We start from the raw sequence: 13082 nt of genomic DNA, 5'->3' as shown, positions 1-13082 counted from the left end.
TCGTCAGAGGTCGGACAGCCGGGCTTCTTCCAGGTCCAGCGAGCGCTGGAGGCGGCGGCGGGTGGTGTCGCTGATGCGGTGGTCGTCGTACAGGCGCTGGAGCTCGGCGGCCTCCTTCCCGATCAGGTCGCGGCGCAGTTGGCGGTAGACCTGGTCGGCGGACTCGTGGGGCCCGTCGTCGTCGCCGAGCCGGTCCTGCGCGTGGTCGCGGCGGGCCTGGAGGGCTCGGCGGAGCCGTTCGAGGACGGCCTCGGGCGCGGCTTCGAGTCCGGACAGTTCGTCCAGGCGGCGCAGTCCCGCTTCGGCAAGGCTCAGCCGTGCGCCGGTCTCCTCGCGTTCGGTGTGGTCCGGTTCGAGGGCTATCCCCGAGCGGCGGACGACCGCGGCGAGGGTGAAGCCCTGGACGACGAGCGTGACGACCACGACGGAGGAGGTCAGCACCAGGACCAGCGGACGCTGGGCCAGTGGGGTGCCGTCGGCCGCGGCGACGGGGATGGACAGGGCCGCGGCCAGCGGCATGACCCCCCGGGTGCCCGCCCACGACAGGACGGCGGGAACCCGCCAGTCCGTCCTGTCCCGTCCGCCCTTGCGCTGGAGCAGGGCGGACAGCGGATAGACCCACAGCACCCGTACGGCGATGAGCGTGCAGGCCAGGGCGAGTGCGTAGAGCGGCCAGAGCCGGTTCTCGTCTCCCAGTTCGTGGATCAGGCCCGGCAGTGACAGGCCGATCAGGCTGAACACGACGCTTTCCAGCAGGAACACCACGGTGCCGTAGACGGCGTGCAACTGGAGGCGGATGCGCGCACTGGTCAGGCGGTCCCCGCTGCCGCCCATGACGACGCCCGCCACGACCACGGAGGTGACGCCGGAGGTGTGCGCCGTCTCGGCCAGGACGTAGGCGGCGTACGGGGTGACGAGCGCGATCACGGTTTCCAGGACCGGGTCCTGGGTGCGGCGCCGGATGACCACGACCACACCTGAGACCGCGGCCCCGATCAGGGTGCCGCCGCCCGCGAGGAGGGCGAACTCGCCGCCCGCGCTTTCCCACGACACGGCGGAGGAGGCGACCGCGACGCTCACCGCCACCCGGAAGAGGACGAGGGAGGTGGCGTCGTTGAACAGGCTCTCGGCCTGCACCATCACCTGGACCCTGGGCGGCAGTGCGAGGCGCCGACCCAGCGCGGTGACCGCCACGGGGTCGGTGCTGGCGAGCACCGACCCGAGCACCAGCGCCATCTGCCAGGACAGCGGGGTCACGGCGGAGGCCACGTAGCCGACCACCGCGGCCGAGGCCAGTACGAGGCCCACCGCGAGCACGGACACCGGCTTCCACACGGCGCGCAGCTCGCGCCAGGACATCTCCTCAGCGCTGGCGTACAGCAGCGGCGGCAGCACGACGAGGCCGATGACCTCCGGCGTGACGCGTATCCCGGGGGCGCCGGGGAGCAGGGCGACGGCCAGGCCCGCGACGACGAGCAGCGAGGGCGCCGGGATGCGCCAGCGGCGGGCACCGGTCGCCACGAGGGTGGCGAGGACAACAAGAAACAAGACCGTACCGACGCTGCGCATGCCGCCCCTTGGACCCCTGGAATCGAGATCGGGGCCACGTGACCCGTCACGCCGACCAGACTTCCCGGCACACCGCCTTCACCCTATCCCGCATGGAGTGCGTCAGGGCAGCGTCAATGTCTTCGCACTCTGTCGTGAACCGGCTGATTTCCGCCCGATGATGACCGGCAGCAGCACTTGTGTGCCTCTGCCGGCCGGGGAAGCCCGCTGTGCGGATCGGGGCGTGTTCTGGCGTGAGGAGGCGTGTGTCGTGGTGGAGGCGGTTGCCAGACCCGGGAGACTGAAGGTCTTTCTCGGGGCGGCTCCCGGTGTGGGGAAGACGTACCGGATGCTCGACGAGGGCCGACGGCGGGCCGACCGGGGGACGGACGTGGTCGTCGCCTTCGTGGAGTGCCACGGACGCCGTCTGACCGAGGAGAAGCTCGCCGGTCTCCCGGTCCTGCCGCGCACGCAACGCACGTACCGGGGAAGCCGGTTTCCCGAGATGGACCTGGAGGCTGTCCTGGAACGGCGGCCCGAGGTGGCCCTCGTCGACGAGCTGGCCCACTCCGTCGTCCCGGGCGGCAGCGCCGCGAAGCGCTGGCAGGAGGTGGAGGCGCTGCTCGCGGCCGGGATCGACGTGGTGACGACCCTGAACATCCAGCACCTGGAATCCCTCAACGACGTGGTCGAGAAGATCACCAGGGTGCCGCAGCATGAAACCGTGCCGGACGAAGTGGTGCGCAGGGCGGATGAGATCGAGCTGGTGGACCTCCCGCCCGAGGCGCTGCGGCGGCGGATGGCGCACGGGAACATCTACGCTCCGGAGAAGGTCGACGCGGCGCTGTCCCACTACTTCCGGGTGGGGAACCTCACCGCCCTGCGGGAGTTGGCCCTGCTGTGGCTGGCGGGGCGGGTGGACGAGGCGCTGCAGAAGTATCGTGCCGAGCACGGCATCGGAGGGGTGTGGGAGACCCGGGAACGGGTGGTCGTCGCGATCACCGGCGGACCCGAGGGGGAGACGCTCATCCGGCGGGCGGCCAGGATCGCCGCCCGCTCGGCGGGCGGTGACCTCCTCGCCGTGCACATCGCGCGCAGCGATGGCCTGGCCGCGGGCGCTTCGGCCGCCGCGCTGCTGCGCCAGCGGGCGCTCGTGGAGAGCCTCGGCGGCAGTTACCACTCCCTGGTCGGCGACGACGTGGCCACGGCGCTCACCGAGTTCGCCCGCGCGGAGAACGCCACCCAGCTGGTCCTCGGCACGAGCAGGCGCGGCCGGGTGGAGCGGTTCCTCACCGGACGGGGCACGGGCGAGACGATCGTCGGGCTGTCCGGGGACATCGACGTCCACATGGTCACCCACGAACGGGCGGGCAGCGGACGGCTGTTGCCGTCGAGACGACGGACGCTGCCGACCTCCCGGATGATCGCCGGCCCGGTCCTGGGGCTCGTGCTCCCGCTCGTGCTCACGTTTCTGCTCGACCAGACCCGAGGCAACCTCAACCTCACCAGCGAGGCACTCCTGTTCTTGCTGGCGGTGGTCGGGGTCGCCTGCGTCGGCGGTGTGTCGTCGGCCCTGGTCGCCTCGGTGACCGCCTCGCTCCTGCTGAACTACTGGTTCATCCCGCCGGTCGGCGAGTTCACCATCGCCGAGCCGAACAACATCCTCGCCCTGGTGGTGTTCGCCGTGGTGGCGGGGACCGTGGCCGCGGCCGTCGACCGTTCGCTGAGGCTGTCGCGCCGGGCCGCCCGGGCGACGGCGGAGGCGGAGACGCTTTCCTCGCTCGCCGGATCCATCGTGCGCGGGGACCGGGCCCTGCCGGCGCTCCTCGAACGGACGAGGGAGACCTTCGGCATGGACTCGGCCGAACTGAGCGACGACCCGGACGCGAACGACCCCTCCACCGTCATGGTCCCCGTCGGCCCCGGCACGCACCTCGTGCTGCGGGGGCGCCCGCTGCCCGGCTCCGACCGGCGCGTCCTGGCGGCCTTCGCCGCGCACGTCACCGTCGCCGTCGAGCGCGCCCGGCTGGCGGAGGCGGCCGCCGAGATCGAACCCGTCAAGGCGGCCGACCGGATGCGTACGGCACTGCTCGCCGCGGTCAGCCACGACCTGCGGACCCCCCTCGCGGCGGGCTGGGCCGCCATCGAATCGCTGCGTGCCAGCGACGTGGAATTCAGCGAGGAGGACCGCGGCGAACTCCTCGCCACCGCCGACGAGTCGATGGCCCGCCTCAGCCGCCTCGTCGAGAACCTCCTGGACATGAGCCGCCTCCAGGCCGGAGCGCTGACGCTCCGGCTGCGGGCCACCGACCTGATGGAAGTGCTTCCCGCCGCACTGGACGGGCTGCCGTCCGACGCGCCCGCCGTCGACCTCCGCAGCGTCGAACGGGCCCCGGCCGTGTTGGCCGATCCACCGTTGCTGGAGCGCGTGGTCGCCAATCTGCTGAACAACGCCGCCCGGCACACCCCGCCCGGACGGCAGGTGCTGCTGACGGCGAGCGCTCTCGACGACCGGGTCGAGATCCGGGTCGTGGACCGCGGGCCCGGCATCCCGGAGGCGGACCGGGAGAGTGCCTTCGTACCCTTCCAGCGCCTCGGTGACACCGACAACACCACGGGCGTCGGGCTGGGACTCGCCCTCTCCCGGGGCCTGGCCGAGGCGATGGGCGGCACCCTGACCCCCGAGGACACCCCGGGCGGCGGCCTGACCATGACCCTGTCGCTGGCGGCCGCTCCGGCCCTCTCCGCAGCCGTCTCCGCTCCGTCGCATACGCAACATTGACGGGTGAACTCCCGTACGAATGCAACGGTGTTGACCGAACACGCTCTGATCAGATGTGACTTCAGCCCTCCCCCTCCTGCCGCATGGGGCGGCACGCACGCAGCACATGGCGATCTGTGGGGACGACGGTCTCGCCCGTCGGCTCGCGGCTGAAGTCCGTCAAGACGGCGTCAGAGGGTCGTCACGGCGCTTGAGACGTGAGCCGTGGACCAGTTGGATGGACGACGTGAACATTCGTGAGCGCCACGACGACCGGCCGCCGCCACCGCGGTGCCGTGCCGGTATCACGCTGGGCGCCGCCCTGCGTGAGCGGCGTTCACTTCCGCCGGCGTAGCGCCCGCTGACCTGGCGGCGACTGCCTCCGGTCGTGCCGCGGCCCGCCGTGCGACTGCGGCCGCCCCACCCGTACGCGATGCGATGCGGGATCACACGTCACCGCATGGCTGCGCCCCGGCTTCTTCGGCTGTCGGCCGCCGTGCCCGTCCACTGGACCCTTCATGTCTTCGTTCCTGTCCGGCCGCACCATCATGGTCACCGGCGCCACCTCAGGCATCGGCTACGAGACCGCCCGCCTGCTCGCCGAGCGCGGCGCCACCGTCCTGCTCCACGGCCGCACCCCGGACGAGGCCCGGGCGGCCGTCAAGCGGCTCCTCGCCACCGCTGATGTCGACGCGGAACTCCTGCGTCCGTGCGCCGCGGACTTCGCACGGCTCGACGAGGTCGAGCGGCTGGCCAACCGGGTCATCACGGGGCACCCCTGCCTCGACGTCCTGGTCAACAACGCCGCTGTCGCCGCCCCCGAGCGGCACACGGTCACCCCCGACGGCAACGAGCTGGCCTTCCAGGTCAACTTCCTCGCCCACTACCTGCTGACGCACCGGTTGGAGCCGGCGCTCACCACCGACCCGGGCGGCCGCGTCGTGAACGTCTCCTCCTCGATGCACCGCACCGCGTCGATCATGTGGAACGACCCCAACCGGACCCGCCGTTACTCGCGCCTCGCGGCCTACGCGCAGTCCCGGCTCGCGCTCACCGTGTTCGCCGCCGACCCCCGCGTCACCGCCGTGTCCGTCGACCCGGGCATCTGCGAGACCGCGCTGAGGCCGCTGTACGGACCCGAGGGCGCGGCGCCCGCCGCGGGCGCCGCCCACATCGCGCGGCTGTGCGACCCGGCCGTCGAGATCGTCAACGGCGCCTACTACGACGGCGGCGAGCGCATGGAGCCCGCCGCCGGAGCGACCGAGGAGCGCACGGTCAAGCGGCTGAACAGGCTCGCCGACCAGCTCGTCGGCCATTGCGTCTGACGAGTCCGACGAGGTCCGCACACGAGTCCAACCCCGGCCGCAAGGCCGGCCGGCGCCGATGCCCACCGGCGCCGTCCCGCCGCGGGGGCGGCCCCTTCCCCGGGCCGCCCCCGCCCCTCTTCCCTCTCTCAGACCTAGGCGGCGTCCGTCGTGATCGAGCTCCTTCCCTCCCACATCCCCGCTCTGGCCCGCTGGTTCCCCGGTGGGGTCCCCGGCATCGCGGCTCTCCCCGAGCACGTGCTGACCACCGGCAGCGGCCACTGGTGGGCCGACCGTGCCGTGGACCCGAGGGCGGTCGCCGTCTCCAGCGGGGACCATGTCCTGCTGCGCGGAGAACCGGGCGTGCTCGCTCCCGACGCCCTCGTGCGGTTCGCAGGCAGCTACATCGAGGCTCCGGCTCGTTTCCTGCCCGTCCTCGGCGGCGGGTTCCAGCGCCTCGACCCGTGGGAGCGCATGGTCTACGTACACCAGGCGCCCGCCCTGGCTGCCCGTCCGGCATCCGGCGTCACGGTGCGTCGGCTGACTCCCCAGGACGCGTCGGCCGTCGTCGCCCTGGGACCCGGGGCGGCCTGGATCCACAAGACCTGGGGCGGCCCCGAGCAACTCGCGGCCTCGGGCCTAGGCTGGGGTGCCTTCCACCGGAGCCGCCTCCTCTCGCTGGCCTGCACGTACGTCCTCGGCAGCCGGTACGAAGACGTCGCGGCCCTGGCCGACCCCGGCCACCGCAGGCAGCACCTCGCCCTCGCCTGCGTCACCGCCTTGTGCCGGGACATCGCCGCTCGTGGCCGTACACCGAGCTGGACCTGCTCCCGCGACAACCGTCCCAGCCGTCTCCTGGCCTGGTCGGCCGGGTTCCGGCTGACCCGCGAGTACGTCCATTACGCGTCCGGTCCCGCCCGCCGCCCCGGCTTCAGCAGCACGGCGGAGGCGGCGTGAGGTGCTCCCGTGGTCCCGCGGTCCGGCCACCACTCACTGGAGGCCGGACACCTTGAAGACCGTGCGGGCCGTCTCGCGCTCGATGCGCCCCGCCAGCTGGCGCAGCGCGGTCTCACCGCACAGCAGCGTTCCGCGCCGGACGGAAGTGCGGGTGTCGGTGTCGAGACGCCGCCACATCGCGGGATTGCGGACGAGGACGGCCGGGTCGATCTCGACCCGGCCGCCCTCCGTGTCTCGGAGAACCATCCGCTGAGCCACACCGTCGGACCAGCGGACCGAGGCGAGGGAGTCCGTGCGGACGCTGCGCTCCACCAGCAGTCCGCGGGCGCTCAGCAGACCGGGCCGGGTGGAGACCCGGGGTGGCAGCAGGATCACGAAGACGAGGACGGCCAGGCCGGTCCAGAGGGCGCCGCGGGTCACGTCGAGCCGCCCCGCGCCCGCGTCCAGCACGAACAGGGCCGTGCCGAGCAGGGAAGCGACTCCGATCGCCGATCGCCTCTCGCTGCCCCAGTGGATGTCGTGTGCCAGCAGTCCAGGAGGCCCGGAGTGTCCGGCTCGTGAGCCGGTCGCGGACCGAGTGATACGTCGTCCCATGCGAGCGACGTTAGGACGCGGCAGGCCCGCGGCGGTGGACCCTGATGGACTGCTGACGCCGTGGCGACGACATTTTTACGGGATTCTGACGGCAGCGGGTCCCGGCAGGCCGTCGTGTCCTACGGGCCACGGTGCGGGCGTGCCGTATGCGGGTCGTCAAGGTCGAGCCCCGCACCGTATGGACGTTGTCAAGGCTGGTGAAGGCTGGCCGGGGCGGCGGGGGGACCGCTGTTTCATCGGGTCGACCGTTCCATCGGAACACCGCTCTCCCACACGATGTATGACAGGAAGGCCCCACGCACATGACCCGGGTGCTCTTGGTGGATGACGAACCGCAGCTGCTGCGGTCCCTGGTCATCAGCCTGAAGGCGCGGACGTACGACGTGGACTCCGCTCAGGACGGGGCGGCGGCCCTGGACGCCGTGGCGGCGTACCGCCCGGACGTGGTCCTGCGAGAAGTCCGTGCCCTCGACGGGGGCGCCGACGACTACATCACGAAGCCCTTCAGCATGACCGAACTCCTCGCCCGGCTGGGAGCCGTCGCCCGCCGCGCCCTGCCGCCGGGACCGGACGGGTCCGGTCCGCACGGAGCGGTCATCGAGACCGAGGAGTTCAGCGTCGACCTCCTGGCCAAGAAGGACCGGCGCGGAGGGGGGAACGTCCCGGAAGCCCGTCAAGGCCCCGTCAATTCAGGGCTTCCCGCGTATGAAGACCATCAATGTTCCTGGTGAGCCGAACTGTTGAGCCAGATGCTGGCGTGCACACGGACGTATGAACGGCCGGGTGTGAGGCTGGAGGGCGAGTGACGATCACCGCCGGTACGGAACAGGGCCAGGGGGCGGGGGCTCCCGCGGCTGTAGTGGAGAGCCCCGCCCCGGACCCCCGCAGCGGGGCGGGCCCGGAGGTGCGGGCCGCAGGACCGCGAGGAGGAGCGTCACGGCCGCGCCCGTCCCACACCGGCGCCCGGTTGATCCGGCTGGTCGCTGACCGGTACTGGGCCGACCTGCCCGGCCGGCTGCGCCTCGCGCGCGCGGCCTGCGTGCTCCTCGCCACCGGGCTGCTGATCCTGCTGGCCGTCGCCGCGACCGGGGCGGCCGCCATCTGGGACGAGACGGCCCGGCGTGAAGCGCCCCGCACCATATCCGCGACCCAACTCAACCTGGCGCTCAATGACATGGATGCACAGGCCGCCAACATCCTCCTCTCCAGCGGTGATTCGGGCACCGGAAAGGGGCGCCTGGACGAGTCGTACACCAAGGCGAACGGCTTTTACCGGGGCGCGCAGGAGACCATCAGCCGGTCATTGCGCACGCTCGGCGCGGCCTCCGAGGGCGACTCCGCCACCGAGGCGACCGTCGTGACCCTCACCGACGACTTCGCGCACTACCAGGAGCTGATCGGGCGGGCCCTGGAGAACGACAGCCGCCCCGGCGGCAAGGACGCCGCCCGCGAGGACTACCGGAGCGCGACCGACCTCCTCACCGATCGGCTGCTGCCGGAGGCGCGCAAGCTGGTCGACGCCAACAACACGGTGTACGAGCGGCAGTACGACGCGGCGCGCGGCGACCTCGACGCACAGCGGACCGCCGAAGCCGTCGTCGGCGTGCTGCTGATCGCCGCGCTCGTACTGCTCCAGATCCACCTCACCCGTCGCTTCAACCGGGTTTTCAACCCGGCACTGGTCGCCGCCACCCTCTGCGCGGTGGTCGCGGTCGGGTGCGGCGCCCAGCTGCTCTCGACCACCGACGACCGGATGAAGGTCGCCCGCCGGGACTCGTTCGACTCCGTCATCGCGCTGTCGCGGTCCAAGGCGATCGGCTACGACGCCAACGCCGACGAGAGCCGCTACCTCCTGGACCCCGAGCGCCGCGCCACGTACGAGCGGTACTTCCTCGACAAGTCGCACCAGTTGTACGGGATCGTGGGCGCCGGACACGACACGTACGACGGGAAGCTCGACGAGACGTGGTCCGCGTACCGGAAGGACCACGACGACAAGCGGTTCACCGGCGAGTACCGGCGCGAACTGGACAACATCACCTTCGCGGGGGAGCGGGACGCCGCCGAGAAGACCGTCGAGGCGTACGCCGTGTACCAGCGCGACGACCGCACTCTCCGGCGGCTGGTGGCCGATGGCAAGACGCAAGAGGCCACGGTGTTCTGCGTCGGCTGGGCACCGGACACCTCCAACGCCCACTTCGGAGAGTGGATGAAGGCCCTGGACGAGGTGACCGCCATCAATCAGCGGCACTTCGACCTCGCCGTCCGGGACGGCCGCGGAGCGCTGACCACGCAGGTTCCGCTGGCCGTCGCCGCGCTGTTGCTCGCGGCCGGACTGACCGCGCTCGGACTGCGCCGCCGACTGGCCGAGTTCCGGTGAGGACCGGAGTGCCCGGCGGGCCCGGTCACACGATGGATGCGGGGCGGCCCTGGTCGGGGGGCCGCCCCGCAGGGTGGGTCGTGGATCAGCAGTTCGGCTTGCTGCCGTGGTTGGAACCGCGTTTGCGGCGGGCCCTCTTCTTGCGTGCGCGCTTGGACATGTGCGGGTATCCCTTCAGGCGGTGTGGCCGACGAGGAGGTCGGCGAGCTTGTTGAGGCGCTTGACCATGCGGTCGTCGGTGGCGGCCGCGGCCGGTGCGACGCGTTCGCCGCGGTCGTAGTAGGCGCCGTTGACGATCTCGGTGGCCGGGTCGCAGAGCCGTACGACGTGGGCCGCGCCCTCGGCGGCGCGGACGCCCTCGTTCGCGTAGAGGGAGAGCAGACCGGTGTCGCAGATCCCGGGGTGGACCGAGACGGCGGTGACGCGCGGGTCGGCGGCGAAGACGGTGAGCGCCAGCTGCGACTGTGCGTAGGCGGCGAGCCGGGAGTAACGGCGCATGCGCTGCGGGTCGTTCCACTGGATGGCGGCGGTGCGGTGGAGCGAGGAGGAGACGTTGACGACCCGGCCACCGGGGTCGGTGGTGAGGGCGGCCGCCAGGAGGTCGGTGAGGAGGTAGTGGGCGAGGAAGTTGACCTGGAAGGCGATCTCGTTCCCGTCGGCGGTGAGGGTGTGGCGCTCGGGTGCGGCGATGGCCGCGTTGTTGACGAGCACGTCGAGGCGCGGGTGGTCGCGAAGGACGGCCTGGGCGAGGTTCTCGACCTCTTCGAGGCGGGCGAAGTCGGCGGCGAGCGGGCGCACGAGGGTGCCGTCGATGCCGGTGGTGCTGATGAGCCGGTCGGCGGCGGCCCGGGCCTCCTCGGGCGTGCGGCCGTGGAGGAGGACGGTCGCGCCGCGCTCGGCGAGCTGGCGGGCGCTCTCGTAGCCGATGCCGGAGGTGGCGCCGGTGACGAGGACGATACGTCCGGACAGGGATGAAGGCATGTCGGATTCCTGGATCATGGAAGAGGGCAGGGCTGACGCCCCCGGCAGCCCGCCGGAGGGCAGGTGCGGGTTCAGCTCATGCGGGTGGTGGTGATGGTGCGTACCGAGCCCGGTCGGTCCCTTGGCGGGACGACGGCAGGTACGTCGATGACGCGCGGCCGGTGTCAGCAGGCCGGGCGGACAGCGGGCACTGTCGGCTGCACCTGATGCGGTGGCCGATCGTCGTAGTGCGGACCGCTGTTCATGACTCCATCACAGCGGATCCGGGACGCGCGGGCAAGGTGTCGGACGGGTCCCTGACGGTCTTCTGACGTTCGCCCGGTGGCGGATCGAAGCCGCGTTCGCCCAGGTCATCAGGGCCGCGTCAAAGATCGACGGCCACGCGGAAAGAACGCGTCAGGACGTGTTGTCGCGCCCTTCGGCCGCCCACAAACTGGTGCTGCGACGGAGCCGGGTGACGGTCCGGTGGCGCGCGGCTGGAGGGCGGTGACCTGAACACCGCCGAGGAAGCGCATGGTCCGGCCCGTGGGGGGTCCTGGCCGATGCGACCGCGCGCCGGTCCCCCGTCGCACAGCACATGAGCCGTCCGGCGTCCGGTGGGGGGACCGGCGCCGGGCGGCTCGCGTGTACTGACCGCAGGGCCCTCCCCCGCACCCCATCTTCGGCCGGGCGGGGCGACGTACCCGTGAGTGAGCCGGTCCGTCCGGCAGACGGGTCTGCGGCAGGCCGGAGTACGTCCACTACGCCACGGGGAGCGAGTGCGGTGTGGATGCGTCAGAAGTGGCTCACGCGCGGGATGAGTGATCAGGCTGAGTACGCCTCGGGGATCTCCGGTTCCTGGTGTACAGAGTGTGACGGAGGTCGTGCTGCCGATGTCCTTGGCGGAGCCGTCGGCCTGGTGTCGGGATGAAGGGCGAGCGGCCCGCTTCGGATCCCGTGCTGGTTCGGTGCTGACCACGCTGCGTTGAGCGCGAACTGTTTGCGGTCGAGGCGGCACAGAACGGAGGAGCGGGGAAGCGGGATTTCGCCTCGCAGGTCTACTTGGCGCTGCCGAATCCGTATGCCGGTGCAGAGACCGGCAGCCAGGAGGTTGTTCCCGGCGCGGGCCCTGCCGCGCGGCGGAGCGCGGAGGCGGCCGTCGGACCGTATCGAGGCCGCCCTCACCCACTACTTCCGCGTCGGCAACCTCGCCGCCCTGCGTGAACTCGCCCTGCTGTGGCTCGCCGACCGCGTCGAGGAGGGCTGGCAGCGCTACCGGGCCGAGCACGGCATCCCCACCCCCTGGGAGACCCGCGAGCGCATCATGGTCGGTCTGACCGGGGGCCGGAGGGAGACACCTTGATCCGCCGCGCCGCCCGGGTCACCGCCCGCATTCCCGGCAGTGAGCTGCTGGCACTGCACGTCGTACCGAGCGACGGCCTCACCCACGGGCATCCGGCGCCCCCACGCGGCGGCCCTGTTCGCGTGGCGGCCGAAGGGTCGATCTCCTGGGCGACTCGGCGACTCGGGACGGTGAGGAGGTGGCCGGTCAGCGGGCGAGTATGTGGCCGTCGTGGGGGCGGTGGTCGCGGGAGCGGCGCAGGTCGGTGGTGACGTAGGTGCGTTGCAGCCAGCGGTCCGCGCCGTCGTAACGGGGGTGAAAGGCGGTGCGGCCGTGGACGGTGACGCGGTTGTCGATGACGACCAGGTCGCCCGGTGTCAGACGCAGGGTGCGGGCGGTCGCCTCGCAGGCGCGGCCGAATTCGGTGAGCGCCGCAGTGGCCCGGGGCGTGAGCGGGGTGGTGACGAGCTGGGCCATGCGTATGTCGGGATCCTCGGCTGCTCCCGACAGCACCGGTCGGGGCTCGACGCCGGGCTCACTCGTGGCGGCGTCGGGGCCGAAGGAGGGTGGCGGTGTGGTGATGAACTCCGGTGCGAACAGGGCCTGGCGGCCGGCTGGGGTGAGGAGCGGCAGTGCTTGGCGGATGCCGGCGACGCGCATGCCTGCGCGTCGGTCGTGGTCGGCGCGCAGGCACAGGAAGACCACATAGTCGGGCGGGTGGGGGTGGAAGCCGTTCTCGGTGTGGAAGGACAGCGGCACCGATCCGGCATTGCCGTGGAACGTCTCCTGCCCGGGCACGGGCACGACGTCCTGCACGAGGGCCCCGGATTTCTCCGCCAGGTAGGCGAGAGGCTCGCCGAGCCCGCAGGCCACCATGGTGAGCACCGCCGCCGAGATGGTGGCCTGGCGCTGGACCGAGCCGGATGTGGTCGGTGTCGCCGGCAGGGCCGCCTGATCGACGGGCAGGCCGCCGATCACCAGTGTGCCGTGCGGGCCGGAATGCCTTCGGAACCGGCGCACCTCACGGCGCAGCAGCAGCGGAAGGTCGTCCCAGGCGTCCCGGGCCCGAGCCACCCACTCGGGGCTGTCGACCTGGTCGTGCCCGCCGGTGCACAGGGTGCGGGCCAGCCGCTCGCACGCGCCGGCATCGGCCGGATCCAGTTCCCGATCGGCGGCGACGGTGCTTCGGGTGGTGGCGGGCGTCGTCTCGGACATCAGGTCTCCTGCCGGGGGTGC

The 13082-nt window shown here is 72.1% G+C and carries 8 protein-coding genes and 2 pseudogenes; 6 read left to right on the top strand and 4 right to left on the bottom strand.

From position 1 onward, the window contains the following. Positions 1–3: 3 nt before the first annotated feature. The gene (locus OHS33_RS03835) at positions 4–1569 is read right to left on the bottom strand and encodes a Na+/H+ antiporter (protein WP_330328946.1); all 1566 of its coding nucleotides are present in this window, start codon (positions 1567–1569) and stop codon (positions 4–6) included. A gap of 253 nt (positions 1570–1822) precedes the next feature. On the opposite strand from OHS33_RS03835, the gene OHS33_RS03830 reads away from it, so the two are divergent. The 3 genes from OHS33_RS03830 (at position 1823) to OHS33_RS03820 (ending at position 6570) form a co-directional block, all read left to right on the top strand. Next, complete coding sequence (locus OHS33_RS03830; RefSeq protein ID WP_330334894.1) at positions 1823–4330, top strand: sensor histidine kinase; 2508 nt, start codon at positions 1823–1825, stop codon at positions 4328–4330. A gap of 497 nt (positions 4331–4827) precedes the next feature. After that, complete coding sequence (locus OHS33_RS03825) at positions 4828–5634, top strand: SDR family NAD(P)-dependent oxidoreductase (RefSeq protein ID WP_330328945.1); 807 nt, start codon at positions 4828–4830, stop codon at positions 5632–5634. A gap of 150 nt (positions 5635–5784) precedes the next feature. Beyond that, a complete protein-coding gene (locus OHS33_RS03820) occupies positions 5785–6570 on the top strand; it encodes a GNAT family N-acetyltransferase (protein WP_330328944.1) in 786 nt (261 codons plus the stop codon). Positions 6571–6603: 33 nt separating this feature from the next. On the opposite strand, the gene OHS33_RS03815 is transcribed toward OHS33_RS03820, so the two are convergent. Further along, positions 6604–7164: a hypothetical protein gene (locus OHS33_RS03815; RefSeq protein WP_330328943.1), complete on the bottom strand. Its 561-nt coding sequence runs from the start codon at positions 7162–7164 to the stop codon at positions 6604–6606. A 302-nt stretch (positions 7165–7466) separates the two neighbouring features. Between OHS33_RS03815 and OHS33_RS03810 the strand changes: the two are divergent. Both OHS33_RS03810 and OHS33_RS03805 read left to right on the top strand, forming a co-directional pair. Beyond that, positions 7467–7826 (top strand): annotated as a pseudogene (locus OHS33_RS03810) (response regulator); the annotation flags it as partial. A 140-nt stretch (positions 7827–7966) separates the two neighbouring features. Continuing rightward, a complete protein-coding gene (locus OHS33_RS03805; RefSeq protein ID WP_330328942.1) occupies positions 7967–9544 on the top strand; it encodes a hypothetical protein in 1578 nt (525 codons plus the stop codon). 174 nt (positions 9545–9718) lie between these two features. Here OHS33_RS03805 and OHS33_RS03800 read toward each other — a convergent pair whose 3' ends face one another. Continuing rightward, a complete protein-coding gene (locus OHS33_RS03800; protein ID WP_330328941.1) occupies positions 9719–10525 on the bottom strand; it encodes an SDR family NAD(P)-dependent oxidoreductase in 807 nt (268 codons plus the stop codon). A gap of 1135 nt (positions 10526–11660) precedes the next feature. Here OHS33_RS03800 and OHS33_RS03795 point away from each other — a divergent pair. Continuing rightward, positions 11661–11962: pseudogene (locus OHS33_RS03795) on the top strand (sensor histidine kinase KdpD); the annotation flags it as partial. Between the two features lie 91 nt (positions 11963–12053). Here OHS33_RS03795 and OHS33_RS03790 read toward each other — a convergent pair. Continuing rightward, positions 12054–13061: a clavaminate synthase family protein gene (locus OHS33_RS03790; protein ID WP_330328940.1), complete on the bottom strand. Its 1008-nt coding sequence runs from the start codon at positions 13059–13061 to the stop codon at positions 12054–12056. Positions 13062–13082: the final 21 nt, after the last annotated feature.

Origin of the sequence: Streptomyces sp. NBC_00536 (assembly GCF_036346295.1) — a bacterium.
Taxonomy (GTDB): Bacteria; Actinomycetota; Actinomycetes; order Streptomycetales; family Streptomycetaceae; genus Streptomyces.
Note: the sequence above shows the minus strand (reverse complement) of the source record. Positions and strands in the feature narration are given on the sequence as shown.

Coding starts and splice junctions, on each gene's coding strand:
- OHS33_RS03835 (WP_330328946.1), bottom strand. CDS start 1,569: ATGCGCAGCGTCGGTACGGTCTTGTTTCTTGTTGTCCTCGCCACCCTC.
- OHS33_RS03825 (WP_330328945.1), top strand. CDS start 4,828: ATGTCTTCGTTCCTGTCCGGCCGCACCATCATGGTCACCGGCGCCACC.
- OHS33_RS03815 (WP_330328943.1), bottom strand. CDS start 7,164: ATGGGACGACGTATCACTCGGTCCGCGACCGGCTCACGAGCCGGACAC.
- OHS33_RS03800 (WP_330328941.1), bottom strand. CDS start 10,525: ATGCCTTCATCCCTGTCCGGACGTATCGTCCTCGTCACCGGCGCCACC.
- OHS33_RS03790 (WP_330328940.1), bottom strand. CDS start 13,061: ATGTCCGAGACGACGCCCGCCACCACCCGAAGCACCGTCGCCGCCGAT.